The sequence below is a fragment of the Methylobacterium sp. JK268 genome (assembly GCF_054052225.1).
The window spans coordinates 117221-143226 of the sequence record NZ_JBSVZN010000019.1 but is presented as its reverse complement, the minus strand read 5'-3'; the positions used below and the strand labels follow the sequence as shown (position 1 = coordinate 143226).

Here is a 26006-nt window from a genome sequence, read left to right as displayed (position 1 = left end):
ATGCGGAAACCGGGCTCGCTCAGGCGCCCTGCGAGCTCGTGATACCCATTCCGGACGATTTCATCCGGAATGGGTATCATGGGCTCCGCGTCAGTGCCCGCCACCCCCGGCGCCCGCCCGCGGCTTGCGGATCAGCGGCGTCGCGCAGGCCATGGCGAGGAACAGGCCGGTGAGGAGCAGGAACACGTCCGAGAAGCTCATCAGCAGCCCCTGCGTGCGCACGGTGCCCATCATCGCCTTCAGCGCCATGGCGTCGGGGTCGCCCGCGAGGCCGGAGAAGCTCCGCGACAGCGCGTCGAGCCGCTCCACCACCATCGGGTTCGTCCAGGTGAAGCGCTCGTGCAGGCGGGCGAGGTGCAGGTCCCAGCGGTCGTTGAGCGCCGTGTTGATGAGCGCGAGCCCCACCGCCCCGCCGAGGTTGCGGGTGAGGTTGAAGAGTCCGGACGCGTTCTTCATCCGCGCGGGCGGGAGCGTGCCGAGCGCGATGTTGTTGATCGGGATCATGCACAGCATCAGCGAGCAGCCGCGCAGGATCTGCGGCAGCAGCAACTCCCCGAAATCCCAGTCCTTGGTCACGCCGGTGACGAGGTAGGTCCCCGCGGCGAAACCCGTGAAGCCGACCGCCATCATGATCCGCGGGTCGACCCGTCCGCTCAGCCGCCCGGCGATCGGGGCGGTGGCGAACATGCACAGGCCGGAGACGAACATCGTCTCGCCGATCTGCAGGGCCGAGTAGCCCCGTACCCGCCCGAGATAGACGGGGTAGAGGTAGGTGAGCCCATAGAGGCCGATCCCGAGCACGAAGCTCGACGCGCAGCCCGCCGCGAAGTTGCGGTCCGCGAAGGCGCGCAGGTCCACGATCGGCTGCGACGCCGTGAAGGCCCGCCAGAAGAACAGCACGCCGGAGACCGCCGCCACCACGCCCGCGGCGAACACCGCCTCCTCCTCGAACCAGTCGTGCGCGGGTCCTTCCTCCAGCACGTACTCGATGCAGCCCAGGAACCCCGCCATGAAGGCGAGGCCGGCCCAGTCGAAGCGGTCGAGCAGCGCCAGGTTCGGCTTGTCGAAGTCGACCAGCGCCCAGGTCGAGACGGTGACGAAGAGGCCCGGCACGATGTTGACGAGGAACAGCCAGTGCCAGTCGAACAGGTCGGTGAGGTAGCCGCCGACCGTCGGGCCGATGGTCGGGGCGAGCGTCGCCACGAGGCCGATCATCGGCGAGACGATGCTGCGCTTGGACGGCGGGAAGATCGTGAAGGCCGAGGCGAAGACGGTCGGGATCATGCCCCCGCCGATGAAGCCCTGGAGGGCGCGCCACAGGATCATCTCGCCGATCGAGGACGAGGTGGCGCACATCAGGCTCATCAGGGTGAAGCCGCCCGCCGAGATCACGAACATCCAGCGGGTCGAGAGCACCCGCGAGAGCATGCCCGAGAGCGGGATCGAGATCACCTCGGCGATGAGGTAGCTCGTCTGCACCCAGGGGATCTCGTCGGCCGAGGCCGAGAGGCCCGCCTGGATCTCCGCCAGGGAGGCCGAGACGATCTGGATGTCCAGGATCGCCATGAACATCCCGAACACCATGCAGATGAACGCCACCATGCGGCGGCGGTCGAGGGGCGGCTCGGTGGCCGGGAGGGCGGGTGCTCCGGCCACGGCGGCTACTCCCGCGCCGCGGCGGTCTTGAGCGAGGGTCCCTGCGAGACGAGCTGGCGGTCGGCGGCGGACCCCTCGGCGAGGCCGCGTGTGTCGACCTTGGCGACCACCGACAGGCCGGGCCGCAGCAGGCCCTCGCGGGCGACCTCGGCCGGGACCCGCACCCGCACGGGCAGGCGCTGCACGATCTTGGTGAAATTGCCGGTGGCGTTGTCGGGCGGCAGCAGGCTGAAGACGGAACCCGAGGCCGGCGAGAAGCTCTCGACGGTGCCGAGGATGTCCCGGTCGGGCCAGGCGTCGACCCGGATATGCACGGGCTGGCCCGGCCGCATGCGGGCGAGCTGCGTCTCCTTGAAGTTCGCGTCGACGCGCACGCTCTCAAGCGGCACCAGCGCGGCGATGCGCGAGCCCGGCTGCACGTAAGCGCCCGCCTCGACGGCCTTGTTGCCGACCACGCCGTCGTAGGGCGCGCGCAGCTCGGTGAAGGAGAGGTCGCGGGCGGCGCGGTCCACGGCGGTCTTCAGCTCGGCCGCGAGGCTCTCCGCCTCCCGGCCCTGCGCCTCCAGCACCGCCACGTTGGCCTGGGCCGCGAGCAGGGCCGCCTCGGCGCCCTTGACGGTGGCGTCCGAGCGGTCGCGGTCGGCCTTGGCCTGTTCCAGGCGCGAGCGGGCGGCGAATTCCGACTGGGCGAGCTGCAATTGGCGCTGGTAATCCAGGGCCATCCGCACCTGGTCGGCCCGGGTGGCGTCGACCTGCGCCCGGGCCTGCGCCACCTGGGCGCGGGCCGCCTCGGCCTGACGGGCGATGCGCGCGATGGTGCTCGTCTGCGTGGCGAGCTTGTCCTGCGCGGCGCGGAGCGCGAGGCGGTAATCGCCGTCGTCGATGCGGGCGATCACCTCGCCGGCCTTCACGGCCTGCCCGTTCACCACCGGCACCGCCGCGAGGTAGCCCGACACCTTGGCGGCGAGGGTCGCGATGTCCGCCTGCACATAGGCGTCGTCGGTCGAGACCATGAAGCGGCCGGTCGTGTACCAGTCGTAGCCCTCGTAGCCGCCGGCTCCGAGCGCCGCGAGGAGCACGAGCGGCAGGACCACCCGGCGCAGCCGCCGACGCGGCTTGGCCGGCGCCGCCTCCGCGGCCGGGGCCGCGACGTCGCCCGGATTCCCCTGCCCCTGCGCGAACTGGTCCCGATAGGCCATCGCCCGTCCCCCGACACGTCCCGGCCGGTTGACCCCGGCCGACGGCTCCCCGTATAGATTGACCGAACGGTTCGGTCAACGAGTTATGCCGAAGGGTCGGCTTGACCACTCCGGACCGGCACGGAATGATTCAGGGCATGGCGAACGGTCCCACCACCCTCGACGCGGCGGAGAGCGACAAGCGCCGCCAGATCCTCGACGGGGCCCGCGAGGTCTTCCTCGCCAGCGGCTTCGACGGGGCGAGCATGGGCGGCATCGCCAAGGCCGCCGGCGTCTCGAAGGGCACGCTCTACGTCTACTTCGACAGCAAGGAGGCGTTGTTCGAGGCGCTGACGATCGAGGAGAAGCGGTGCCTCGCGGAGACCCTCCTGCGCTTCGATGCGGACGATCCGGACGTGCCGGCGGTGCTGCGGCGGCTCGGCCTGACCTTCATCGAGGAGATGTGCCGGCCGGACCACATCGCGTCGATCCGCATGGTGATCGGGGCCTCGGAGAAATTCCCGCGCTTCGGGCGGGCCTATTACGAGGCGGGACCGGTGTCGGGGACGCAGCGCCTGCGGGCGTATTTCGACGCGCAGGTCGCGGCCGGGCGCCTGCGCCCCTGCGACACGACGCTGGCCGCGCGCCACTTCTTCGATCTCTGCGCGGCGAACGCGATGCGCCGACTGCTCTTCGCGGTGGGCGATCCGCCGACCCCGGCCGAGTCCGCCTATCTGATCGGCGAGGCGGTGCGGGTGTTCTTCGCCGCGTACGGGCCGGAGGGCTGACGGGTCGGGGCGGCCCCGCCTCTGCTCCTGCGATCCGCCGGGGGCTCAGCCGTCCTCGCGCAGGGCCTCGGCGACCCGGGCTTCCAGCAGGTCGGGGCGGCGCAGGATCAGCGCGCCGCGGGTGCGGTCGACGAGGCCCTCCTGAGCCATCACGGTGAATTCCCGGGTGACCTGCTCGCGGCGGCAGCCGATCCGGGCCGCGAGGACGTGGTGGTAGGGGGGCGGCGTCACGACCCGCTCCCCGTCGGCCCCCGCCCGCGGCGAGGACAGGCGCAGCAGCTCCGCGTAGAGGCGGTGGCGCAGGTCGAGGACGGCGTGCTCCATCAGGCGCCCGTTCAGCGCCCGCACGCGCTTGGCGAGGAGGCGCAGCAGCCGGTCGGCGATCGGCGGGGCCGCGAACACGATCTGCCGGAAGACGGGGGCTGGGACCACGCAGAGTTCCCCGCGGGTCAGCGCCGTGACGTTGGCCGAGCGGCTCACGCCGTCGATCGCCGCCAGCTCGCCGAAGAACTCGCCCCCGCGCATCTCCCCCAGGATCACCTCCTTGCCCGACTGCGTCCGGTTGAGGATTCGCACCTCGCCCGCCGCGAGGAAGTAGACGTCCGTCGAGGCATCGTCGAAATCGACGAGCACCTCGTTCGGCTCGAAGCGTCTCCAGATGCAGCGGGTCTCGAAGGGCGCGAGGTCGACGCCCGCTTCCTTGAAGAATGGAAATACCCCCAGACGACCCATGACGACGCCCCGAACCCCGCACAACTCTGCTGTTCTTGCCACGATGCGGACGGTCTTGCCAGGGTTGGGGATAACTTCTCCGGGGGCGACGTCCGGACGGAAGCGCCGCCGCGGGCAGGATTTTCGCCCCGCGCGCCGATGCTCTCAGAGCGGCCGGCTTCCGCGGCGGGACGGGCGAATCCGACATGACGGCTGTCCCGCGACCTCCTCGCCGAGCGGCTGGGGCGGCCAGCGACCCGGTGAGCGGCATCGGCGTCGAGGAGCCCGCCGAGGGCGAGGTGGAGCTCGTCGCCATTCTGGGGAGCGCGGCGGTCGAGCCGGGCGAACTCGACGCGGTGCTGGACGGGCTCGGGCGGGCGCCGGGCGTGCGCACGCGACCTGGACGGCGCGGACGGTGGATGAGGGTGGGGCAGTGGCCGGCTCGACCGCCGGAATGCTCGCCGGCGATCCCTCTCCCCGCATCACCGACGCGGTCCGGCGACCACCCCGTCGTCGTGCAGGCGCGCCACGTCCGCGTCGCTGTAGCCGATCTCGGCCAGGATCTCGTCCGTGTTCTCCCCCAGGCTCGGCGCGCGGGTCGGGACCACGCGCTCGACGTCGGAGAACACGACGGGATTGCCCGGTGTCAGGTACGAGCCGATGCCCGGGTGCTCCAGCCGGGAGAACATGGGGTTGTCGGTCGAGCAGTCCGGATCCTCCTCCACCACTTGGCGGAAGGTGCGGTAGCGGGACCACGTGACGCTCCTGGCCTGGAACTCGCCGGCAAACTCGTCCAGTCGCCGCGCGGCGAAGAAGGGCGTCAGCACCTGCGTGATGGCGTGGCGGTGCAGGTAGCGTTCGCCCTCCTGGCCGAGGTCGACGCCGAGCCGCGCAGCCAGGGCCTCCATCTCGCCCCTCGTGCCGGTGGCCGCCTGCAGGTTGTCCCACTGGCGCGGGGTCAGGGCGACCACGATCACGCGCTCGCCGTCCCGGCAGATGAAATCCTGCGCGTAGGCGCCGTAGAGCGCGTTCCCGACCCTGGGCCGGTCGGAGCCGTTCACGGTCACCTCGCCGATGATGCCGAGGTTGCCGAGCATGGCGAGGGCCATGTCCTTGAGGGCGAGTTCCACCACCTGACCGCGTCCGGTCAGGCGCCGGTGGCGCTCGGCCGCCAGGATGCCCAGAGCCGCCTGCTGCCCGGTGATGCAGTCCCAGGCCGGCAGCACGTGCCCCACCGGCTCGGACGCACCCTCCGGCCCGGTGGCCAAGGGGAAACCCACGGCCGGATTGACCGTGTAGTCCACTTGCGGCCCGCCGTGGCGGTCGCCGGTGATCGACATCATGATGAGGTCGTCCCGGTGCCGTCGCAGCGCGTCGTAATCCATCCAACCGCGCACGCGCAGGTTGGTGAGGAAGATGCCGTTGCCCTCGCCCGGCTGGCAGATGAGGCGCGTCACCACCTCCTGGCCGCGCGGGGTGGTCATGTCGACCGCGAGGCTGCGCTTGCCCTTGTTCAACCCGGCCCAGAACAGGCTGCGGCCCTGATCGGTCACGGGCCAGCGCGCGTGGTCGAGGCCGCCCTTGATGCGGTCGAACCGGATCACGTCGGCGCCCATCTGCGCCAGCGTCATGCCGGCCAGGGGCGCGGCCACGAAGGCCGAGCCTTCGACGATGCGCAATCCCTCCAGGATCTTGACCATCGCGTCCCCCGCGCATCGACACCCTGTCTTACGAAGATCGGCCGACGGTGAGAAGCGCCCGGTGATCGGGCGGCGGACCGGGGCGGCGGTGCGGCCGTCGCGGGACATCGCACCGGTGCAACGGCCGGAACCAGCGTCGCCGAACAGCGCGTCACGGTCCCGGCCACCCGCCGCGCCGGGATCCCGGAGCGGCCCGACGCACCCGATCTCGCCCGATGAGGCCGGACGCCGCGGTCACGAGAAGGTTCGCGGCTCGGCTGATCGTCGCGACTGGACAGTCCGACTTCGTGCAACACATGTTGATGGGCGCGGAAAGCGCACAACCGGGAGGATCGACATGCTGGGCGAAAGACGCCGGGCGGTGGCCGCCATCGCCGCAGGATCTATCGTGTTCGCCGGACCAGTGCTGGCGCAAACCACCCCGCCCTCGCAGCCGCCGACCGTCGCGCAGCGCGGCCAGCAATTGCCTCCGGGCGATCCGCTGATCGGGCAACCGGAGAGCCCCGCGGCGCTCAAGCTCGCGCCGGTGGACGGGCCGGTGCTGCCCACGCGACCCGACAAGCTGCCGACCGCGATGCTGCACGTGCCCGAAGGCTTCAAGGTCGAGGTCTTCGCCAGCGGGATGCCGGACGCACGCTCCATGCGCATCGGCGACAAGGGCACCGTGTTCGTCGGGTCGCGCGTGCGGGACAAGGTCTATGCCGTGGTGCCGGGGCCGAACGGCAACGTGGTCAAGGTCATCGCCAGCGGCCTGCACCGGCCGAACGGCCTCGCCTTCCACAACGGCTCGCTCTACGTCGCGGAGCTGTCGAAGATCTGGCGTTACGACAACATCGAGGAGAAACTCGATCAGCCGCCCAAGCCCGTCCTGGTCTACGACGATCTGCCGACGGACGAGCCTCACGGCTGGAAGTTCATCGGCATCGGCCCGGACAACAAGCTGTACGTGCCGATCGGCGCGCCCGGCAACATCGTGATGCCGTCACCGCGCCACGCCCAGATCCGGCGCATGGACCTGGACGGCAAGAACGTCGAGATGGTCGCGACCGGCGTGCGCAACTCGGTCGGCTTCGACTGGAACCCGGTCACGAAGGATTTCTACTTCAGCAACAACGGCCGCGACTGGCTGTCGGAAGATATCCCGAACGACACGCTGCATCTGGTGAAGGCGGGCGCAGCGGCGCCGAATTTCGGCTATCCTTACTGCCACCAGGGCGACTTCACCGATCCGGAATTCGGCTGGGGCCATTCGTGCAAGGACTTCGCGAAGCCGGCCGGCCTGATGGGGCCGCACGTGGCGACGCTGGGGATGCGGTTCTACACCGGCACCATGTTCCCGAGCAGCTACAAGAACGCCATTTTCCTGGCGCGGCACGGGTCGTGGGATCGGACGGAGAAGCTCGGCGGAGACGTCGTGGTCGTCAAGCTCAAGGATGACGGCACCGTGGCCTCGTACGAGCCGTTCCTGACCGGCTTCCTCCAGAACAACACCTACGTGGGACGTCCCGTGGACGTGCAGCCGATGCCCGACGGGTCGCTGCTGGTCTCCGACGACTGGAACGGCGCGATCTGGCGCATCACGCACACCGGATCCTGAGTCACGGGGCCGGGGCGAGGATTCGCCTTGCCCCGGCCCGACGCCCCCCTCTCCGCGATCGGAGCCGCCGTGCACCTCCCTCGTATCGGTCTCCCGGCCCTCGTCCTCATCGGGATCATCGGCGCACCGGCGCGGGCGCAGCCGGCCCCGGAGCCATTGCCGGTCTGCCTCGGCTGTCACGGTGAGAGCGGGACGTCCCAGACGGAGCGCGTGCCGTCCCTGGGCGCCCAGAAGAGCGACTACGTGATCGCGCAACTCCTGATGTTCCGGGAGAAGCAGCGGGTCGCGCCGCCGATGAACGACATGGCGGCGGGCCTGTCCGACGACGACCTGCAGTCGCTCGCCGACGCCATCGCCAAGCTGCCGGCGCCGCAGCCCTCGGCCCCGATCGACGCCGCGGCCGCCGAGGAGGCCCGCGGCCTCATCGCGCGCTACCGCTGCGGGTCGTGCCACGGCGCCGATCTCGCCGGGCAGGGTCAGATTCCGAGGATCGCCGGTCAGCGCGAGGATTATCTCGCGGCCGCGCTCGAGGGCTACAAGACCAACGCGCGCCCCGGCTACAATCCGGCCATGAACGAGGTCTCACGGGACATCCGGGACGAGCATATCCCGATCCTCGCCCGCTACCTCGCGCAGTACCAGCCGGACGGCGCTGCGAAGGAGCAAGCTCCACGACCCTGAGGGGGCGTGCAGGAGGGCGCACGGTCCGTGTTTTCACCGGAACAGGGAGCCCTGACGGATGAAACCACGGGGCATCGCGTCCGTCCGTCAGCGCCGCTGCCACTCTCCGGGATCGCTTCGCGGCGTGTCCCGTGCCGGCGTCCGGAGCTCCTCGCGTGATGCTGCAGGCGTCCGGGAACGGGGAGTTCGAGGGGAACCTGCGCACCATCCGACCGCCCCGCACGCCGGTGTCTCTCCAGGCGACCGACCTCCGCCCCGAGAGCAGCGTCCGATCGCGGTGCCATCGGGCGCTGCTCTCGGTCTTTGATTCCGCCGCCTTGTCTGCGACGAACCGGCATCCATCGCGTCGGAATAGGCTCAGCGCGGAGACCGTCGCAGCGACCGCCCCCCGGCGTCCCGCCACCGGTCGAGGACCCGCCCGTCAATGGCCGCCAGCCCCGCCGCGATCAGCGCCATGCCGGCGACCTGCCGGGGGTCGAGCCGCTCGCCGAGGATCAGCACCCCGAGGCCGATCGCCGAGACCGGGATCAGGAAGGTGACGAGGGCGATGCTGGTCGCCCCCGCCCGCGCCAGGATGCGGAAGAAGATGAGGTAGGCGAGCGCCGTCGAGAGGGTGGCGAGGCCGAGCACCGCGGCGAGCGGGATCGGACCCGGGACGGGCAGCGTCCAGGGCCGGTCCACCAGGAGCGCGACGGGCCCCAGCAGGAGCGCGGAGGCCGTCACCTGCCCGGCCGCGGTGACGAGGGGCGGCACGCCCATCCGCCCGAAGCGCCGGCCGAACACCCCCGCGAAGGCGTAGGACCACGCCGCCCCCAGGACCGCGGCCTGCGCCAGCGCATCCGCCCCGATCCCGCCGAGAACGGAGGGGCCCATCATCACGGCGACGCCCGCGAGGCCGAGCAGCACCCCGGCGAGGCGACGCCCGGTCATCCGCTCGTCGCGGGTCAGGAGATGGGCCACCACCACGGTGGTCAGCGGCGTGGTGGCGTTGAGCACCGAGGCGAGGCCGGAGGCGATGTGCGTCTGCCCCCAGGCGATCAGCGAGAACGGAATCGCGTTGTTGAGGAGCCCCATCCCCAGGAAGGCCGCCCAGACCCGCCGGTCGCGCGGCATCCGCGCCCCGAGGAGCGGCACCAGGGCGTTGAGGATCAGGGCCGCCAGCGCGAGCCGCAGGGCGACGATCGTGAAGGGCGGCAGCGCGTCGAGCGCCACGCGGATGAAGAAGAACGAGCCGCCCCAGAGCACCGACAGGACGAGGAGCAGCCCCCAGTCGGAGGCGGTCATGGGGCGGCGGGAGGCGGGGTCCATGCGGGGGTTCCGGTGGCGACGCCCCTCCATGCCCCCGCGCCGCCCGGGGCGCGACCCGAATCTTGCGCCGCAATCGCGGCCGGGCTCAGGCCTTGAGGATCGTCGGGCCGGCGAGGCCGTGACGCGCCATGACGTTGCGGGTGTCGACCACGAGCCGCGCCCGCTCCGCCACCAGGGCGTAGTCGACCCCGTCGTGGTCGGTGGCGATCAGCACGGCGTCCACGCTCCCCAGGGTCCCGGCGTCGAGGGGCTGCGAGCGCCGCCCGGCGAGGTCCGGGTGCTCGCGGGTCGGCGGCAGCACGGGGACCAGGGGGTCGTGGTAGAGGGCCGCCGCGCCCCGCGCCTCGATCAGGCGCATCAGGCGCAGCGACGGGCTCTCGCGGGTGTCGTCGATGTTGCGCTTGTAGGCGAGGCCCAGCACCAGGATCCGCGCGCCCGAGAAGGGCCGCCCGGTGCGGTCCACCGCCGCCGCGAGCCGCTCCACCACGTGGTAGGGCATCCGGGTGTTCACCTCGCCGGCGAGTTCGATGAACCGGGCCGGCACGTCGAATTCCCTCGCCTTCCAGGAGAGATAGAAGGGATCGATCGGGATGCAGTGCCCGCCCAGCCCCGGCCCCGGATGGAAGGGCATGAAGCCGAAGGGCTTGGTGGAGGCGGCCTCGATCACCTCCCAGACGTCGATCCCCATCGCGTCGTAGACGAGCTTCAGCTCGTTCACGAGGGCGATGTTGACCGATCGGAAGATGTTCTCGGTGAGCTTCACCGCCTCGGCGGCGGCGGCGCTCGACACCGGCACCGTGGCCACCGTGAGGGCGTCGTAGAGCGTGGTGGCGAGGCGGCGCGAGGCGGGGTCATCGGCCCCCACCACCTTCGGGATCTGCGCCGTCGAGAAGGTGGCGTTGCCGGGATCCTCGCGCTCGGGGGAATAGGCGAGGAAGACGTCGCGGCCCACCGCGAGGCCGCCCGCCTCCAGGATCGGCCGCAGCACCTCCGCGGTCGTCCCCGGATAGGTGGTCGATTCGAGCACCACGAGCTGACCCGGCCGCAGGGCGGCGGCGATCGCCCGGGCGGTCGCCTCGACGAAGCTCAGGTCCGGCTCCCGGTGGCGGGTGAGCGGCGTCGGCACGCAGATCAGCACGGCGTCGGTCTCGGCGAGCCGCGCCATGTCGCCGGTGGCGGCGAAGCGCCCGGCGCCCACGGCCTCGGCCAGGGCCTCGCCCGGGATGTGGTGGAAGGCCCCCTCCCCGCGGTTGAGCGCCGCGACGCGCTGCCCGTCGATGTCGAAGCCGAGGACCGGGAAACCGGCGCGGAGCGCCGCGAGCGCCAGGGGCAGCCCGACATAGCCGAGCCCGACGATGCCGATCAGGGCCTCGCGCGCCGCGATCCTGCCCGCGACGTCGCTCTCCCGCGTCCCGCTGCCCTGCCCCATGCCCGACCCGCTCCGCTTCGCCAGGGGCGGTCTTGGGCGGGCGGGGGCCCGGCTGTCAAACGCGGCCGCGGCCCGCCGCAGGGCCCGGCCTCGTGTCTGGCCCCTTGCCTGGCCCCTTGCCTGGCGCCGTCGCGCCCCCCACAAGACCGGCCATGCTCCGCGTGAACGACCTCACCTACCGGATCGGCGACCGGCTGATCCTCGACCGCGCCGGCTTCACCATCCCCGAGCGGGCCCGGGTCGGGCTCGTCGGGCGCAACGGCGCGGGCAAGACCACCCTGTTCCGGCTGATCCAGGGGGAGATCGCCACCGAGGGCGGGACCGTCTCCCTGCCGAAGGGCACCCGGATCGGCGGCGTCGCCCAGGAGGCGCCCGCCGGTCCCGAGACCCTGCACGAGGTCGTGCTCGCCGCCGACACCGAGCGCGCCCGCCTGCTGCGGGAGGCCGAGACCGCCGACGGGTTGCGCCGGGCCGAGATCGAGACGCGGCTCGTCGACATCGACGCCCACTCGGCCCCCGCCCGGGCCGCCGCGATCCTGCACGGGCTCGGCTTCGACGCGGCCGCGCAGGCGCGCCCCTGCGCCGACTTCTCGGGCGGCTGGCGCATGCGCGTGGCGCTCGCCGCCGTGCTGTTCGCCGAGCCGGACCTGCTCCTCCTCGACGAGCCGACCAACTACCTCGACATCGAGGGCACGCTCTGGCTCTACGACTACCTGGAGCGCTATCCGCGCACCGCGGTCATCATCAGCCACGACCGCGACCTGCTCGACACGAGCGTCGACCACATCCTGCACCTCGACCGCGGCCAGCTCACCCTCTACCGGGGCGGCTACACCTCCTTCGCGCGCCAACTCGCCGAGAAGCGCAGCCTCCAGGCCAAGGCCCGGGTCAAGCAGGAGGCCGAGCGCGCCCATCTCCAGAGCTTCATCGACCGCTTCAAGGCCAAGGCCACCAAGGCGCGCCAGGCGCAGTCGCGCATGAAGCGCCTCGCCAAGATGGAGCCGATCGCGGCGCTGATCGAGGACGACGTGCCGGTGATCCACCTGCCGAGCCCGCCGCGGCCCCTCTCCCCGCCCCTCGTCGCCATGGAGCGCGTGGCGGCGGGCTACGGGGAGCGCATCGTGCTCTCGGGCCTCAACCTGACGCTGGCGCCCGACGACCGGGTCGCGCTGCTCGGCGCCAACGGCAACGGCAAGTCGACCTTCTGCAAGCTGATCGGCGGGCGCCTCGATCCCCTCGCCGGCGAGGTCCGGCGCTCGACCAAGATGGAGGTCGCCTACTTCGCCCAGCACCAGCTCGACGAGTTGCGCCCGGCCGACAACGCCTACGCGCATGTCCGCGACCTGATGCCGGACGTGCCCGAATCGAAGGTGCGGGCCGCCGCCGCCCGGCTCGGCTTCCCGGGCCAGAAGGCGGAGACGCCGGTGGCGCAGCTCTCGGGCGGCGAGAAGGCGCGGCTGCTGATGGGGCTCGCGGCCTTCGCGGGGCCGCACCTGCTGATCCTCGACGAGCCTACCAACCACCTCGACATCGAGAGCCGGCAGGCGCTGGTCGAGGCGATCAACGACTACGAGGGGGCGGTGATCCTGGTGAGCCACGACCGCTTCCTGGTCGAGGCCTGCGCCGACCGGCTCTGGCTGGTGCGCAACGGCAGCGTGAAGCCCTTCGACGGCGACATGGATGATTACCGCCGCCTCGTGCTCGCCGGGCCGGAGCCGGAGGCCGGGCGCGCGAACGAGGCGACCGGCGGCGCCAAGGCGGTGGAGCGGCGCAGCAACGCGGAGCGGCGGGCGGCGCTCGCGCCCCTGCGCAAGCGCCTCGATGCGGTGGAGGCCCGGATGGCGAAGCTCTCGGACGCCATCGCCAAGATCGACGCGGCTTTGGAGGATGGCAGCGCCTTCCGGACGGATCCGGCCAAGGCCGGGGACCTCGCCCGGATGCGGGCCGAGGCCGCGACCGCGCTCGGCGCCGCCGAGGAGGATTGGCTGGCGCTCAGCGGGGAACTGGAGGCGGCCGAGGGGTGAGGCCGGGTGATGCCGCGGTGAAGGACTCGCGGTCGTGTGCTAAGGATGCCGCATGATCGATCCCGGTGCAGATCCGGTCCTCACCCGCTTCCGCCGGACGGTCGCCGACCTCTACGGCGACCGTCTTGATCGGCTGGTGCTGTTCGGCTCCCGGGCGCGCGGGGATTGTCGGCCCGATTCGGATTACGATGTCGCGGTCTTCCTGCGTGACATGCCGGATCGGTGGACCGAGATGAAGCGGCTCGCGGATCTCAGCACCGATCTGCTCGACGAAACCGGTGAATTCATCCACGCGATGCCTTACCGGGCGGAGGTTTACGGCGATGCCCGGATGCCGCTGATGCACGAGATCCGCCGAGAGGGAATCGATTTGTGAGTCTGCTGCTGGAGATGCATTCGCAGACCGTCATCTCTACGATTATGAGATAGATCTATCAAATAAACCGACATAGAACACACGACGTTCCTCGTGCTGAGGTGCTCCGCAGGAGCCTCGAAGCATTCTGATTCGTTCATCCAAGACAATGGTGTCTCGGACACATCGTTCAGGGGTCCTTCGAGGCTTCCTTCGGTCGCACCTCAGGATGAGGAGCCGATCCGAATTCCATGTCGCTCTGGATTGAAGGCTATTCGTACAAGGCAGAAAATCGCGTTTCTGCTCCGTTGATCTGGCGCACCACTACGCAAAAAGGGGCGGCGCCCTTGCGGAGCCGCCCCTTCCGACGCCTTCGGCGTCCCGCTCAGTTGCTGGCGAGCTTCGGGATCGGGTCGACCGGGGTCGCGCCCTTGCGGATCTCGAAGTGCAGCTGCGGCGAGGTCACGTTGCCCGAGGCGCCGGACTTCGCGATCACCTGGCCGCGCTTGACCTTGTCGCCCGGGCGCACGTCGATCTCGCCGTTATGCGCGTAGGCCGAGACGTAGCCGTTGGAGTGGCGCACCAGGACGAGCTTGCCGTAGCCCTTCACGTCGCTGCCCGCGTAGGCGACCGTGCCTTCCTCGGCGGCCTTGACCGGCGTGCCCTCGGGCAGCGCGATGTTGATGCCCTCGTTGCCGCTCGACCCATAGCCGGCGATGACCCGGCCGCGGGCCGGCCAGCGGAAGGCCGAGTCGTCGGCCGCCGCGGCGGGAGCCGGGGCCGGCTCCGGTGCCTTCTCGGCGACCGGCTTCTCGGCCGGCTTGACGGGCTTCGCCGCCTCGACCTTCGGCTCGGGCTTCGGGAGCTCGGCCTTGGCGACGACCTTGGGCGCCTCGACGGGCTTCTTCGGCTCCGCCTTGGCGGTCATCTTCGGCTCGGCCTTGGCGGGGGCGGTCTTCGCCTCGCGCTTGCCGGTCTCCTTCGATGCCTCCTTGGCCTCGTGCTTCGCGTCCCGCTTGGCGTCCTTCGCCTCGCGCTTGGTCTCGTGCTTGGCCTCGCTCTTGGCCTCCTTGACCTCGCGCCGCGCCTCCTCCTTGGCCTCGACCTTGGCGGCCTTGACGGGCGCGGGCGTGCGTGCGGTCAGCTTGGCGGCGCGCTCGGCGGCCGCGGGCTTGGCCGGGATGGCGGCGGCGCGGCCGGGGCGCGGGTGCGCCTTCGGCTCAGGGGCCGGTTCCTCGCGGGCCTCCGCCACCTTGCGCGCCGGCTCGGCGGCCGGCCGGCCCTGCTGGAGGACCATCCGCGGCTGGGCCGGCGGCGTCTCGCGGGGCGTCAGCGCCGCGGACCCGCCCGCATTGTAGACCGGGAGCACCAGCCGGCGGCCGGGCGTCACCTGCGCCGCGCCCGAGAGGCCGTTCGCGGACAGAATCGCCGCGGGGGGCACCCCGTAGCGGGTCGAGATCTGGTTGAGGGTGTCGCCCGGGCCGACCGTGATGCTGGACCCGCCCTCGGCGCTCCAACCGGCCTTCCCGCCCCCGACCGGAGCGGCCGCGACCGCGCGCGGGCTCTGGGCGGGCGCGGCCGGGACCGGCCGGCTCGACAGCGGCATGGGCGCGGCGTGGGTGGCCGGCACCGGCGCGCCGAGCGCCTGCGACCGGATCGGCGCGGTGTGCATCGGCGCGGCCGGCTGCTCCTCCGGGAGGCTGCCGGTCGCTCCCGGCTCCGCACCGCTCGACGCGAAGGGGTTGGTGAACGGATCCCCGAACCGCATCGTGTCGGAACTGCAGGCCGCGGCTCCCCCTCCGATCAGCCCGACGAGAGCCAGGCGCGACAGCGTCCGCATCCCGTAGCCAGCTCTGCGATCCCGCATCGACGCACCCGTACATCCACGCAACCCGATGGATCCGATTCAAATCCCATTCAGGTTAAGCTTCCGTTGCGCGCAGCGCAGTCTCGGGGCCTGGCCGCCCCCCGGCGGACGGCGCGAAAAGCGCCGAGGTTGCAGGCTTTTGCCCGGATGCCGCGGCTACAGCACGGCCGCGCGGCCGGCGGTGAGCGGGCCGAGCCGCAGCGCGGTGTCGAGGACCCGCCGCCGCAACCCCTCGGTGTCCCGCTCCACCACCACGAGGCGCGGGCCGCCCGGCAGGGAAACGGCCCCGACGAGGCGCCCCCCCGGCGCGAGGCGCTGGCCGAGATGGTCGGGAATCGCCGGGAGCACCCCGTTGACCAGGATGCGGTCGAAGGGCGTGACGTCCTTCTCCCGGGCGCAGCCGTCGGCGATGCGCAGCCGCACGCTCCCGCCGAGCCCGGCGGCGTCGAGGCGGCCCTGCGCGTCCGCCGCGAGGCTCGCGTAGCGCTCCAGGCTCTCCACCATCGTGCAGCCGAGCCGCAGCAGGAGCGCCGTCACGTAGCCGGAGCCCGTGCCGATCTCGAGGGCGCGGGTGCCCGGGCGGACCTCCAGGGCGGTGAGCATGGCCGCCGCGGTGCCCGGCGCGGTCATGGTCTGGCCGCAGGGCAGCGGCAGGGCGATGTCCTGCCGGGCGAGGGACCGGAAGGCCTCCGGCGCGAAGGCGTCCCGCGGCACCCGCTCCATGGCGCCGAGCACCGCCGGGTCGCGCACCCCGCGCGCCCGGAGCGCGAGCGCGAAGGCCGCGGCCTCGACCGCCCCGGGATCCTCCGCCCCGTCGCGCACCGGGCTCAGCCGAGCGACTGGGCGAAGCGGGTCAGGGTCGGCTCGTCGGTGAGGTCGAGGCGCAGCGGCGTCACCGCGATGCGGTTCTCGGCGATGGCCTTGAGGTCGGTGCCGTTGGCCGGCTCGAACCGCGCCCGGGCGAAGGCCAGCCAGAAATACGGGTTGCCGCGCCCGTCCAGGCGCTCGTCCACGGCCAGCAGCTGCTGGTTGCGGATGCCCTGCGCTACGACCGAGAGCCCCTCGACCGCGTCCGGCTCGCAATCGGGGAAGTTGACGTTGACGAGGATGCCGGGCTCGATCCCCGCCTCAAGGATGCGCCGGACCGTGCGGGCGCCGTGATGGGCGGCCGTCTGCCACTTCACGTGCGCCCGTCCCGCCGCCCCGTAGGCCTGGCTCAGGGCGATCGAGCGCACGCCGAGGATCGTCCCCTCCATGGCGCCCGCGATGGTGCCCGAATAGGTCACGTCCTCGGCGACGTTCTGGCCGCGATTGACCCCCGACAGGACGAGGTCCGGCCCGCGCTCCTTGAGGATGTGGCGCACCCCCATGATCACGCAATCGGAGGGCGTGCCCTTCACGGCGAAGCGCTGGTCGGAGACCTGGCGCAGGCGCAGGGGATCGTTGAGGGAGAGCGAGTGCGAGACGCCGCTCTGGTCGGTCTCCGGGGCGACCACCCAGACGTCGTCCGAGAGCTCCCGGGCGATCTCCTCCAGGACCTTCAGCCCCGGCGCGTGGATGCCGTCGTCGTTGGTGACGAGAATGCGCATCAGGCCTGCGGTCCCTCGATTCGCGTGACGCCGCCCATGTAGGGCGCGAGCGCCGACGGCACCGTGACGCTGCCGTCGGGGTTTTGGTAGTTCTCCATCACGGCGATGAGCGCGCGGCCGACCGCCACGCCCGAGCCGTTGAGCGTGTGGACGTAGGCCGGCTTGCCGTCCCGGCCCCGGTAGCGGGCCTGCATGCGCCGCGCCTGCAGGTCGCCGCAGACCGAGCAGGACGAGATCTCCCGGTAGGTCCCCTGCCCCGGCAGCCAGACCTCGATGTCGTAGGTCTTCTGCGAGGCGAAGCCCATGTCGCCGGTGCAAAGCACCATGGTGCGGTAGGGCAGGTCGAGCGCCTTCAGCACCGCCTGCGCGGCGGCGAGCATGCGCTCGTGCTCCTCCTCGGACTGCTCCGGCGCGGTGATCGAGACGAGTTCCACCTTGGTGAACTGGTGCTGGCGCAGCATGCCGCGGGTGTCCCGCCCTGCCGCCCCGGCCTCAGCCCGGAAGCAGGGGGTCAGCGCGGTGAAGCGCAGGGGCAGCGAATCCTCCGCCAGGATGCTCTCGCGCACGAGGTTGGTGAGCGGCACCTCGGCGGTGGGGATCAGCCAGCGGTTCGGGGTGCCGGGCTCCACCGCGCCCGGCATGGCGGCGAACTGGTCGTCGCGGAACTTCGGCAGCTGCGTCGTCCCGAACATCGCCTCGTCGCGCACGAGGAGCGGCGGGGCGACCTCGGTGTAGCCGTGAGCGGTGGTGTGCAGGTCGAGCATGAACTGGCCGAGCGCCCGTTCGAGGCGCGCGAGGTGCCCCTTCAGCACCACGAAGCGCGATCCCGACAGCTTCGCAGCCACCTCGAAATCCATCAGTCCGGCGGCCTCGCCGATCTCGAAGTGCTGGCGCCCGCCCTCGGCGCGGCCCCGCCCCTCGAAGCGGTCGACCTCGACGTTGTCGTGCTCGTCGCGGCCGTCCGGCACTTCGGGCTTGGGGATGTTGGGGATCGCCGCGAGGCGCTCGTCGAGCAGGCGCGCGGCCTCCGCGGCGGCGGCGTCGAGGCCCGGCGCGTCGTCCTTCAGGCGCGCGACCTCGGCCATCAGCGCCTGCGCGCGGGCCTCGTCCTTCGCCTTCTTGGCGGCGCCGACCTCCCGCGAGAGGGCATTCCGGCGCTCCTGGGCGGCCTGCGCGGCCGAGATCGCGCTCTTTCGGGCATCGTCGAGGGCGATCAGTTCGGCGGCGAGCGGCGCGAGCCCGCGCCGCGCCAAGCCCTGGTCGAAGGCGGCGGGGTTGTCGCGGATGACCCGGATGTCGTGCATCGTTGGAGACCGTGTCCGACGGCGGGGATCCCGCCGTCCCTGCGTGGAGGCGACGGTGCTTTGCAGCATCGGGCCGGCCGCGACAAGGGCGGGAGCGCGCCGCCTATCCGCCCTCGGCGGGCGGAAGGGTCATCAGCGCGGCGGTGAGCTCCGCGATCTCACCCGGCCGCAGGATGTGGCCGCTCGCCGTGATGATCCAGGCGCGCCGCGCGCCGGTGACCGCCCGGGCGGCGAGGAGCGCCTCGCGGAGGGTCACGGTCGGGCGCTCGTCGTCGCCGCCGCCCTCGTCGGGCCAGACCACGAGCTGCGCCGGGGCGTTCCAGTCCGTCATGCCCGCTTTGAGACCACCCGAATGGGGCGGCTCGGCGGCAGTCCCGGTCACGACGCCGTGCGGCCCTCAGCCCTCCATCTTCGCCACGAGGGCGTCGGAGACCGCGAAGTTCACGAAGACGTTCTGGACGTCGTCCTGGTCCTCGATCATCTCGACGAGGCGGATCAGCTTCTCGCCCGTCTCGTCGTCGACCTCGACGGTGGTCTGGGGCCGCCAGACGAGGCCGGTGCGCTTCGGCTCGCCGAAGCGCGCCTCCAGGGCCTTGGCGACCTCCCCGAGAGCGCCCTGGTCGCAGGTCACCTCGTGGCCGGTCTCGTCCGACTTCACATCGTCGGCCCCCGCCTCGATGGCCGCTTCCAGCATCGCATCGGGATCCGCCACCTTGGCGTCGAAGGCGACGAGGCCGACCCGATCGAACATGAAGGACACCGCCCCGGTCTCCGCGAGGCTGCCGCCCGCCTTGGTGAAGGCCGAGCGCACGTCGGACGCGGTGCGGTTGCGGTTGTCGGTCTGGGCCTCGACGATGAGCGCGGCGCCGCCCGGGCCGTAGCCCTCGTAGCGGATCTCCTCGTAGTTCTCGCCCTCGCCGCCGGTCGCCTTCTTGATCGCCCGCTCGATGTTGTCCTTGGGCATGTTCTCGGCGCGGGCGGCGAGCATCGCGGCGCGCAGGCGCGGGTTCATGGCCGGGTCCGGCACGCCGAGCTTGGCCGCGACCGTGATCTCCCGCGCCAGCTTGCCGAAGACCTTGGAGCGGACCGCATCGACGCGGCCCTTGCGGTGCATGATGTTCTTGAACTGCGAATGGCCTGCCATGGCACTCCCCGGGGCGGCGGCGCGGGCGGAGCGCTCCGGGCGGGGGCGCTCGACGCGGGTCGCGCCTGATGAGACAGCGCGCGGTTATAGAGGCGGCGCGCGCCGGAGCACAATCGGTTGCCGTCGCACCGTCGACGGGCAGGCGTCCCCCCGAGCCGGCAGCTCCGTGCAGGCCCTATATTACCTAGCTGCATGGCGCGCGCGCGCGACCAGAGCCGCCGGACGGTTTCGCATCTCTTCGTATCGTGCTGCTTCCGGTTCGTTTCGCTCGTGTAAGACTGTCGCAATCGCGAAAATGAATATTGACGTGGGCTTCGCGAAAACGCATGGGGGCTCGCTTCTGCCAACCGGAGCGGATGGATGCAGGACCAGAATCAACAGATCGAGCTGATCGAACGCGCGACCGACATCGTCGCCGCCTATGTGTCGAACAACTCCGTGCCTGTCGCGGAGCTTCCGGGCCTGATCGGCGCCATCCACACCTCGCTGGTGCGGCTGCGCGAGCCCGCCGCGGCGGCGCCCGAGAAGCCCGTCCCGCTGATGCCCATCAGGAAGACGATCACGCCCGACTACATCGTCAGCCTCGAGGACGGCCGTCACTACAAGTCGCTGAAGCGCCACCTCTCGACCCGCGGCCTGACGCCCGAGCAGTACCGCCAGAAGTGGGGCCTGCCGCACGACTATCCGATGGTTGCGGCGAACTACGCCGCCCAGCGCAGCGAGTTGGCGAAGAACAGCGGCCTGGGCCGTCGCCGCGCCTGAGCGAGCGCGGTCTCCCCTCCCCCTCCGCGGCTCGCCGATTCACACGCCGTGTCGTGCGCATGCCCTCTCCCCGCACGCGGGGAGAGGAGAAACCTGCGCTTCCTCCGGCGAACCGTGAACGTGCAGGCCGTCCGAGGGGGAGCGGACGCGCTCAGGTCACCTCGAACGACGTCCACAGCCCGGTATCGAAGCGCTCCAGCGCGGTCGCGCTCACCAGCCAGCGCCCGGGATTGTCGGCCAGGACGGCGATCCGCGCCGTGCGCCCTTCTAGCAATTGGAACGTGTCGAGCCAGTAGGGTTCCCAGCCGTCGTCGAGCGGGTGCAGGAGCCGGAAGACGTGGCCGTGCAGGTGCAGCGATTGCGGGAAGGCGGTCTGGTTCGTGAGCGCCAGCACCACCACCGTGCCGCGCTTCACCGAGAAGAGCGGCGCCCCGCCCGCGCTCCCCGCCGCCCCGTTCACCGTCCAGATCCGGGCCGGGTCGCCGGTGTAGACCGGTGGCGCCTCCGGCTTCCCCCGATCGAGGCTCGCCCCGCCCGCGATGGTGAGGTCGCGCCGCGTCGCGTTCTGGAGCTTGATCTCGGGCGGCAGCAGCTTGTTCTCGCCGATCGCCGCCACGGGCGGCCGCGCGGCGACCGCCTCGCCCTGCGGCACCACCACCGCCAGCGGGATGCCGGGCCCGATCAGCGCCGCGACCGTCCCCTTGCCCTCTTTCTCCGAGGGCACGTCGAGGAGGAGGTCGTAGCGGGTGCCCGGCGGAAAGGGCAGCGTCGCGCGCAGGGGCTCGAACGTATCGGTGGGCTGCCCGTCCACCGCCGCCACCCAGGCCTTGAGCCCGTCGAAGCGGATCCGGGTCGCCCGGGCGTTGCAGGCATTGGCGAGGCGAAGCCGCAGCCGGGTGCCCGGCGGGGCCGCGATAGTCTCCGGCACCGGCCGGCCGTTCACCGTGAGCGCGTTGCCGAGCCGCCCGGAACTCGCCGCGAAGGGCACCTGCCCGAAGGGCGTCAGCGTCCCGTCGGGCTCGATCCGCCAATCCTGCAGCACCAGCGCCACGTCCCGGTCCACGAGCGGCGGCCTCTCCTCCTCGACGATCAGCAGCCCGGCGAGGCCGCGGCCGGAGGGCTCGCTCGAACCGCCCACCACCAGCGGCCGGATCAGCGAGGTGCCGGCATCCGGCGGCGTGAAAGCGTAGGTGAAGCTCGCGCCCGGCGCGACCGGCGCCTGCGTCACGCCCCCGACCCCGTCCATGGCGTTGGCATTGCGGACGCCGTGCCAGTGCAGGGAGAGCGGCTTGTCGGTGCGGTTGTCGAGGCGCAGGCGCACGGCCTCGCCCTTCTTCACGCGCAGGAGCGGCGGCTCGGCCCTGCCGTCGAAGGCCCAGACCGGCGTCGCGGCCCCGTCGGGGCGCAGCGCCGTGCGCGCCGGGCCGGCCGCGAGGATGCGGGGCTCTCGCGCGGCCGGAGCCGCCGCCGGGGTCTCGGCGCGGGGCCGGGCCGGCACCAGGGCGAGCGCGGCGCCCGCGAGCAGCGCGCGGCGGGTCGGCGGGTGGAACGTCATGGCACCTCGGCAGATGGAGCGGTTTTCCGCGCGGCGAGCGGCCTTGTAGCGGGCGCGGGAGGCGCGCGCGAGCCTCCCGCGAGAGCGCCCAAAATTGTTGCTGCGCGTTCGCGAGAGCGTGCTATAGAGCGCCGCCCGAGCGCCGCGGCGAACCCGGGCGCGCGCGTTGCGGGCGTGGCGGAACTGGTAGACGCGCTGGATTTAGGTTCCAGTGACGAGAGTCGTGGGGGTTCGAGCCCCTCCGCCCGCACCATTCCGCCAGGCCTTCGGCGCCGCGGGATGAGAGACGCCGCGAGGCGACACGACGGATTGGCTTTTCACATCAGGGCCGGCCCGCCACACTGACGGTTCCCGTCGCACGGTGCGTCCTCCACGCCGTCCGGGACCCGCAGGCGGTCCGGATTCGATTCAGAGGCGGAACGACGACGATGCAGGTGACCGAGACCAAGTCCGAAGGCCTGAAGCGCGAGTACCAGGTGGTGCTCGCCGCGGCCGAACTCGAGGATCGGCTGACCACCGAACTCGCCGGCATCAAGGACAAGGTCCAGATAAAGGGCTTCCGCCCCGGCAAGGTGCCGGTCGCGCACCTGCGGCGGGTCTACGGCCGCTCGCTGATGGCGGACGTGCTCCAGAACGCCGTCAACGAGGCCAACCAGAAGATCGTCGAGGACAACAAGCTCAAGCTCGCCCTCGAGCCGCAGATCAAGATGCCGGAGGACAAGGCCGAGATCGAGAAGGCGCTCGACGCCAAGGCCGACCTCGCCTTCCAGGTCGCCGTCGAGGTGATGCCGACCTTCGACCTCGTCGATCTCTCCGACGTCACCCTGACGAAGCCCGTCGCGGCGGTGGAGGACACGGAGGTCGAGGCGGCGATCGCCCGCATGGCCGAGCAGAACCGCTCCTTCGCGGACCGTCCCGAGGGCGAGGCCGCGCAGACGGGCGACCGGGTGACGATCGACTTCGTCGGCCGCATCGGCGGCGAGATCTTCGAGGGCGGCACCGCCGAGGACGCGGATCTCGACCTCGGGTCCAACACCTTCATCCCGGGCTTCGAGGACCAGCTCGTCGGCGCCAAGGCGGGCGAGGCCCGCACCGTGACGGTGACCTTCCCCGAGGCCTACCCGGCCGAGCAGCTCGCCGGCAAGGAGGCGGTCTTCGAGGTCACCGTGAAGGCCGTCAAGGCCCCGGGCGAAACCAAGATCGACGACGCGCTCGCCGAGACCTTCGGCCTGGAGAACCTCGACAAGCTGAAGGAGGCGGTGCGCACCTCCCTGTCGCGGGAGCTCGACGCCGCCTCGCGCCGCCGGGTCAAGAAGGCGCTCCTCGACGCCCTCGATTCCCGCTACGCCTTCGACCTGCCCCCGACCCTGGTGCACCAGGAATTCGCCGCCGTCTGGGCGCAGGTCGAGGCCGACCTGAAGTCTCGCGGCAAGACCTTCGAGGACGAGGGCACCACCGAGGAGAAGGCGCAGGGCGAGTACCGCCGGATCGCCGAGCGCCGGGTGCGGCTCGGCCTGGTCCTTGCGCAGATGGGCGAGAGCGCCGATATCAAGGTTCCGGACGAAGAGGTGAACCAGGCGCTCATCGCCCGGCTCCGCCAGTTCCCCGGCCAGGAGCGGGAAGTTTACGACTTCTACCGCAAGAACCCCCAGGCGATGGCCGAGCTGCGCGCTCCTCTGTTCGAGGAGAAGGTGGTTGACCACGTCCTCGGGCAGGTCAAACTCGTCGAGGAGCCCGTCTCCAAGGAGGCGCTGTTCGCCGACGAGGAGGACGAGGACGAGGCGGCCCCCGCCGCGTCCGAGTCCGCGGCCTCCGAGGAGACCGGAGCCTCCCCGAACGAGACCGGCGCGGCCTGACCCGCCCGCGGCCCTGACGGGCGGCGGAGGGGCGGCCCGCGGGCTCACCGATTCGCCGACCCCCGGCCGCAGCGGCGCGGCCGGGCCTTCCAGAACCAGGGCCATCCCGATGAGAGACCCCGTCGACTTCTACAACAGCGCGCTCGTCCCCATGGTGGTCGAGCAGTCGAGCCGCGGCGAGCGTGCCTTCGACATCTACTCGCGTCTGCTGCGCGAGCGCATCATCTTCCTGACCGGGCCGGTCGAGGACTACTCCGCCTCGCTCATCGTGGCGCAGCTGCTGTTTCTCGAGGCGGAGAACCCGAAGAAGGAGATCTCCTTCTACATCAACTCGCCGGGCGGGGTGGTGACGTCGGGGCTGTCGATCTACGACACGATGCAGTTCATCCGCTGCCCGGTGGCGACGCTCTGCGTCGGCCAGGCCGCCTCCATGGGCTCGCTGCTGCTGGCGGCCGGCGAGGCCGGGCACCGCTTCGCCCTGCCGAACGCGCGCATCATGGTCCACCAGCCCTCCGGCGGCTTCCAGGGCCAGGCGACCGACATCCTGATCCACGCCCGCGAGATCGAGGCCCTGAAGCGGCGCCTCAACGAGATCTACGTGAAGCACACGGGCCGGGACTACGACACGATCGAGCAGGGCCTGGAGCGCGACAATTTCATGACCGCCGACGCCGCCAAGGAGTGGGGCCTCATCGACGAGGTGCTCCAGAAGCGCGCCGAGGCGCCGTCCGCCTGACCCGGAACGGGCGCCGCCCCGCACGGATTAACGATCCCGTAGGCGATGCGGCCTTTTGGCGAGGCCGTGTCGCTCTCACGGGATTGATCCGGAGGTGGCTGCGTGTTTGCATCGGGGTTCTGCGTCGGGCACCCGGCGCGCGTGCGTCGAAGGCGGTGACTGTTTGTTCAGTCGGGTGTCACTATATCGAGAGGGACGCGCCCACTGCCCTCGCGGCAGGGGCCCGTCGGGGACTTGGAGACCCATATGAGCAAGGCTGGCGGCAACGACTCGAAGAGCACGCTGTACTGCTCGTTCTGCGGCAAGAGCCAGCACGAGGTCCGCAAGCTGATCGCGGGTCCGACCGTTTTCATCTGCGATGAATGCGTCGAGCTGTGCATGGACATCATTCGCGAGGAATCGAAGTCCTCGCTGGTGAAGTCGCGGGACGGCGTGCCGACCCCGAAGGAGATTCGCCGGGTCCTTGACGATTACGTCATCGGGCAGGATTTCGCCAAGAAGGTGCTGTCCGTCGCGGTGCACAACCACTACAAGCGGCTGGCGCACGCGGCGAAGCACAACGACGTCGAGCTCGCGAAGTCGAACATCCTGCTGATCGGGCCGACGGGCTCGGGCAAGACGCTGCTGGCGCAGACGCTCGCCCGCATCCTCGACGTGCCCTTCACGATGGCGGATGCGACGACGCTGACCGAGGCCGGCTACGTCGGCGAGGACGTCGAGAACATCATCCTCAAGCTGCTGCAGGCCTCCGACTACAACGTCGAGCGGGCGCAGCGCGGCATCGTCTACATCGACGAGATCGACAAGATCTCCCGCAAGTCCGACAACCCGTCGATTACCCGCGACGTGTCGGGCGAGGGCGTGCAGCAGGCCCTGCTGAAGATCATGGAGGGCACGGTCGCGAGCGTGCCGCCGCAGGGCGGGCGCAAGCACCCGCAGCAGGAATTCCTGCAGGTGGACACGACCAACATACTGTTCATCTGCGGCGGTGCCTTCGCGGGCCTGGAGCGGATCATCTCGGCCCGCGGCAAGGGCACCTCGATCGGCTTCGGCGCCACCGTGCAGGCCCCGGACGACCGCCGCACCGGCGAGATCTTCCGGAACGTCGAGCCCGAGGACCTGCTCAAGTTCGGGCTGATCCCCGAATTCGTCGGCCGCCTGCCGGTGCTCGCCACCCTGGAGGACCTCGACGAGACCGCCCTCAAGCGGATCCTGCAGGAGCCGAAGAACGCGCTCGTCAAGCAGTACCAGCGCCTGTTCGAGATGGAGAACGTCGACCTGACGTTCCAGGAGGAGGCGCTGACCCTCGTCGCCCGCAAGGCGATCGAGCGTAAGACCGGCGCCCGCGGGCTGCGCTCCATCCTGGAGAGCATCCTGCTGGAGACGATGTACGACCTGCCCGGCCTCGACTCCGTGGAGCAGGTGGTGATCGGCCCCGAGGTCGTGGAGGGCAAGGCGAGACCCCTCTACATCCACGGGGACCGCGCGAAGGACGCCCCCGCGAGCGTCAGCGCGTGAGACGGGGCCGCCGCGTTCGCGGCGGCCTTTTCCCGTTGCGTACCAGTCCTATGCGGCCGTTCTGGTGGGGCGCTTGAAAGTCACGGCGCCAGGAACCACCTGAGTTCAGAACGCGGCGGCCGCATGCTCACTCGGAGGTGCGGTGCCGCGGCCCGGCCGCCTCCCCCTCCGACCCCCGCGGCCCGGTCGGCCTCCCGTTCCGCGTGCTGTTCGCCCCTCTTGGAAGGCGCGGAGCGTCGGGAGTCACC

The 26006-nt window shown here is 71.4% G+C and carries 22 protein-coding genes and 1 tRNA gene; 10 read left to right on the top strand and 13 right to left on the bottom strand.

Features of this window, described 5'->3' with window-relative positions; translation table 11 throughout:
* Positions 1–90: 90 nt before the first annotated feature.
* The gene (locus ACW9J6_RS20780) at positions 91–1602 is read right to left on the bottom strand and encodes a DHA2 family efflux MFS transporter permease subunit (protein ID WP_457118435.1); all 1512 of its coding nucleotides are present in this window, start codon (positions 1600–1602) and stop codon (positions 91–93) included.
* Between the two features lie 59 nt (positions 1603–1661).
* Entirely contained in the window at positions 1662–2855 is a 1194-nt protein-coding gene (locus ACW9J6_RS20775; protein WP_457118410.1) for an HlyD family secretion protein, read from the bottom strand.
* A gap of 137 nt (positions 2856–2992) precedes the next feature.
* Between ACW9J6_RS20775 and ACW9J6_RS20770 the strand changes: the two genes are divergently transcribed.
* On the top strand, positions 2993–3622 hold the full coding sequence (locus ACW9J6_RS20770; RefSeq protein ID WP_457118409.1) for a TetR/AcrR family transcriptional regulator: 630 nt from the start codon (positions 2993–2995) through the stop codon (positions 3620–3622).
* Positions 3623–3667: 45 nt separating this feature from the next.
* Here ACW9J6_RS20770 and ACW9J6_RS20765 read toward each other — a convergent pair whose 3' ends face one another.
* Both ACW9J6_RS20765 and ACW9J6_RS20760 read right to left on the bottom strand, forming a co-directional pair.
* Complete coding sequence (locus ACW9J6_RS20765; RefSeq protein ID WP_457118408.1) at positions 3668–4354, bottom strand: Crp/Fnr family transcriptional regulator; 687 nt, start codon at positions 4352–4354, stop codon at positions 3668–3670.
* Between the two features lie 461 nt (positions 4355–4815).
* Positions 4816–6033, bottom strand: a complete 1218-nt coding sequence (locus ACW9J6_RS20760; RefSeq protein ID WP_457118407.1) for a CoA transferase — start codon at positions 6031–6033, stop codon at positions 4816–4818.
* Between the two features lie 337 nt (positions 6034–6370).
* Between ACW9J6_RS20760 and ACW9J6_RS20755 the strand changes: the two genes are divergently transcribed.
* Positions 6371–7630, top strand: a complete 1260-nt coding sequence (locus ACW9J6_RS20755) for a PQQ-dependent sugar dehydrogenase (RefSeq protein ID WP_457118406.1) — start codon at positions 6371–6373, stop codon at positions 7628–7630.
* 69 nt (positions 7631–7699) lie between these two features.
* Positions 7700–8311 (top strand): c-type cytochrome, encoded by a 612-nt coding sequence (locus ACW9J6_RS20750; RefSeq protein ID WP_457118405.1) that lies wholly within the window; start codon positions 7700–7702, stop codon positions 8309–8311.
* Positions 8312–8668: 357 nt separating this feature from the next.
* Here the strand turns inward: ACW9J6_RS20750 and ACW9J6_RS20745 are convergent, their stop codons facing one another.
* The gene (locus ACW9J6_RS20745; RefSeq protein WP_457118404.1) at positions 8669–9619 is read right to left on the bottom strand and encodes a DMT family transporter; all 951 of its coding nucleotides are present in this window, start codon (positions 9617–9619) and stop codon (positions 8669–8671) included.
* A gap of 85 nt (positions 9620–9704) precedes the next feature.
* Positions 9705–11048 carry a nucleotide sugar dehydrogenase gene (locus ACW9J6_RS20740; protein ID WP_457118403.1) on the bottom strand — a complete coding sequence of 448 codons (1344 nt, stop codon included), beginning with the start codon at positions 11046–11048 and terminating at the stop codon, positions 9705–9707.
* A 152-nt stretch (positions 11049–11200) separates the two neighbouring features.
* Between ACW9J6_RS20740 and ACW9J6_RS20735 the strand changes: the two genes are divergently transcribed.
* A complete protein-coding gene (locus tag ACW9J6_RS20735) occupies positions 11201–13072 on the top strand; it encodes an ABC-F family ATP-binding cassette domain-containing protein (RefSeq protein ID WP_457118402.1) in 1872 nt (623 codons plus the stop codon).
* 52 nt (positions 13073–13124) lie between these two features.
* On the top strand, positions 13125–13448 hold the full coding sequence (locus ACW9J6_RS20730) for a nucleotidyltransferase domain-containing protein (RefSeq protein ID WP_457118401.1): 324 nt from the start codon (positions 13125–13127) through the stop codon (positions 13446–13448).
* Between the two features lie 364 nt (positions 13449–13812).
* Here ACW9J6_RS20730 and ACW9J6_RS20725 read toward each other — a convergent pair whose 3' ends face one another.
* The 6 genes from ACW9J6_RS20725 to ACW9J6_RS20700 form a co-directional block, all read right to left on the bottom strand.
* The gene (locus tag ACW9J6_RS20725; RefSeq protein ID WP_457118400.1) at positions 13813–15294 is read right to left on the bottom strand and encodes a peptidoglycan DD-metalloendopeptidase family protein; all 1482 of its coding nucleotides are present in this window, start codon (positions 15292–15294) and stop codon (positions 13813–13815) included.
* Positions 15295–15450: 156 nt separating this feature from the next.
* Entirely contained in the window at positions 15451–16116 is a 666-nt protein-coding gene (locus tag ACW9J6_RS20720) for a protein-L-isoaspartate O-methyltransferase family protein (RefSeq protein WP_457118399.1), read from the bottom strand.
* Positions 16117–16121: 5 nt separating this feature from the next.
* Positions 16122–16883 carry a 5'/3'-nucleotidase SurE gene (gene surE, locus ACW9J6_RS20715; protein WP_457118398.1) on the bottom strand — a complete coding sequence of 254 codons (762 nt, stop codon included), beginning with the start codon at positions 16881–16883 and terminating at the stop codon, positions 16122–16124.
* Positions 16883–18187 (bottom strand): serine--tRNA ligase, encoded by a 1305-nt coding sequence (serS, locus tag ACW9J6_RS20710; protein ID WP_457118397.1) that lies wholly within the window; start codon positions 18185–18187, stop codon positions 16883–16885. Before serS ends, surE begins: the two co-directional genes overlap by 1 nt.
* A 103-nt stretch (positions 18188–18290) precedes the next feature.
* Positions 18291–18518: a hypothetical protein gene (locus ACW9J6_RS20705; RefSeq protein WP_457118396.1), complete on the bottom strand. Its 228-nt coding sequence runs from the start codon at positions 18516–18518 to the stop codon at positions 18291–18293.
* Between the two features lie 66 nt (positions 18519–18584).
* Positions 18585–19331 (bottom strand): YebC/PmpR family DNA-binding transcriptional regulator, encoded by a 747-nt coding sequence (locus ACW9J6_RS20700; protein ID WP_457118395.1) that lies wholly within the window; start codon positions 19329–19331, stop codon positions 18585–18587.
* A 360-nt stretch (positions 19332–19691) separates the two neighbouring features.
* Between ACW9J6_RS20700 and ACW9J6_RS20695 the strand changes: the two genes are divergently transcribed.
* Positions 19692–20093, top strand: coding sequence for a MucR family transcriptional regulator (locus ACW9J6_RS20695; protein ID WP_457118394.1), 402 nt, complete (start codon positions 19692–19694; stop codon positions 20091–20093).
* Positions 20094–20244: 151 nt separating this feature from the next.
* Here the strand turns inward: ACW9J6_RS20695 and ACW9J6_RS20690 are convergent, their stop codons facing one another.
* The gene (locus tag ACW9J6_RS20690; protein WP_457118393.1) at positions 20245–21648 is read right to left on the bottom strand and encodes a multicopper oxidase family protein; all 1404 of its coding nucleotides are present in this window, start codon (positions 21646–21648) and stop codon (positions 20245–20247) included.
* Between the two features lie 168 nt (positions 21649–21816).
* On the opposite strand from ACW9J6_RS20690, the gene ACW9J6_RS20685 reads away from it, so the two are divergent.
* The 4 genes from ACW9J6_RS20685 to clpX all read left to right on the top strand — a co-directional run bounded on the left by ACW9J6_RS20685 (position 21817) and on the right by clpX (position 25758).
* A tRNA-Leu gene (locus ACW9J6_RS20685) sits at positions 21817–21901 on the top strand.
* 175 nt (positions 21902–22076) lie between these two features.
* Positions 22077–23504 (top strand): trigger factor, encoded by a 1428-nt coding sequence (gene tig / locus ACW9J6_RS20680; protein WP_457118392.1) that lies wholly within the window; start codon positions 22077–22079, stop codon positions 23502–23504.
* Positions 23505–23613: 109 nt separating this feature from the next.
* On the top strand, positions 23614–24240 hold the full coding sequence (locus ACW9J6_RS20675; protein ID WP_457118391.1) for an ATP-dependent Clp protease proteolytic subunit: 627 nt from the start codon (positions 23614–23616) through the stop codon (positions 24238–24240).
* Positions 24241–24486: 246 nt separating this feature from the next.
* Positions 24487–25758 carry an ATP-dependent Clp protease ATP-binding subunit ClpX gene (gene clpX / locus ACW9J6_RS20670; RefSeq protein ID WP_457118390.1) on the top strand — a complete coding sequence of 424 codons (1272 nt, stop codon included), beginning with the start codon at positions 24487–24489 and terminating at the stop codon, positions 25756–25758.
* Positions 25759–26006 lie beyond the last annotated feature (248 nt).

Bases quoted from the DNA above. Each gene is read 5' to 3' on its own strand.
- ACW9J6_RS20690 (WP_457118393.1), bottom strand. From the start codon at position 21,648: ATGACGTTCCACCCGCCGACCCGCCGCGCGCTGCTCGCGGGCGCCGCG.
- ACW9J6_RS20770 (WP_457118409.1), top strand. From the start codon at position 2,993: ATGGCGAACGGTCCCACCACCCTCGACGCGGCGGAGAGCGACAAGCGC.
- ACW9J6_RS20775 (WP_457118410.1), bottom strand. From the start codon at position 2,855: ATGGCCTATCGGGACCAGTTCGCGCAGGGGCAGGGGAATCCGGGCGAC.
- ACW9J6_RS20760 (WP_457118407.1), bottom strand. From the start codon at position 6,033: ATGGTCAAGATCCTGGAGGGATTGCGCATCGTCGAAGGCTCGGCCTTC.
- ACW9J6_RS20755 (WP_457118406.1), top strand. From the start codon at position 6,371: ATGCTGGGCGAAAGACGCCGGGCGGTGGCCGCCATCGCCGCAGGATCT.
- ACW9J6_RS20735 (WP_457118402.1), top strand. From the start codon at position 11,201: ATGCTCCGCGTGAACGACCTCACCTACCGGATCGGCGACCGGCTGATC.
- clpX (WP_457118390.1), top strand. From the start codon at position 24,487: ATGAGCAAGGCTGGCGGCAACGACTCGAAGAGCACGCTGTACTGCTCG.
- surE (WP_457118398.1), bottom strand. From the start codon at position 16,883: ATGCGCATTCTCGTCACCAACGACGACGGCATCCACGCGCCGGGGCTG.
- ACW9J6_RS20740 (WP_457118403.1), bottom strand. From the start codon at position 11,048: ATGGGGCAGGGCAGCGGGACGCGGGAGAGCGACGTCGCGGGCAGGATC.
- ACW9J6_RS20765 (WP_457118408.1), bottom strand. From the start codon at position 4,354: ATGGGTCGTCTGGGGGTATTTCCATTCTTCAAGGAAGCGGGCGTCGAC.
- ACW9J6_RS20675 (WP_457118391.1), top strand. From the start codon at position 23,614: ATGAGAGACCCCGTCGACTTCTACAACAGCGCGCTCGTCCCCATGGTG.
- ACW9J6_RS20745 (WP_457118404.1), bottom strand. From the start codon at position 9,619: ATGGACCCCGCCTCCCGCCGCCCCATGACCGCCTCCGACTGGGGGCTG.
- tig (WP_457118392.1), top strand. From the start codon at position 22,077: ATGCAGGTGACCGAGACCAAGTCCGAAGGCCTGAAGCGCGAGTACCAG.
- ACW9J6_RS20695 (WP_457118394.1), top strand. From the start codon at position 19,692: ATGCAGGACCAGAATCAACAGATCGAGCTGATCGAACGCGCGACCGAC.
- serS (WP_457118397.1), bottom strand. From the start codon at position 18,187: ATGCACGACATCCGGGTCATCCGCGACAACCCCGCCGCCTTCGACCAG.
- ACW9J6_RS20780 (WP_457118435.1), bottom strand. From the start codon at position 1,602: ATGGTGGCGTTCATCTGCATGGTGTTCGGGATGTTCATGGCGATCCTG.
- ACW9J6_RS20705 (WP_457118396.1), bottom strand. From the start codon at position 18,518: ATGACGGACTGGAACGCCCCGGCGCAGCTCGTGGTCTGGCCCGACGAG.
- ACW9J6_RS20725 (WP_457118400.1), bottom strand. From the start codon at position 15,294: ATGCGGGATCGCAGAGCTGGCTACGGGATGCGGACGCTGTCGCGCCTG.
- ACW9J6_RS20730 (WP_457118401.1), top strand. From the start codon at position 13,125: ATGATCGATCCCGGTGCAGATCCGGTCCTCACCCGCTTCCGCCGGACG.
- ACW9J6_RS20700 (WP_457118395.1), bottom strand. From the start codon at position 19,331: ATGGCAGGCCATTCGCAGTTCAAGAACATCATGCACCGCAAGGGCCGC.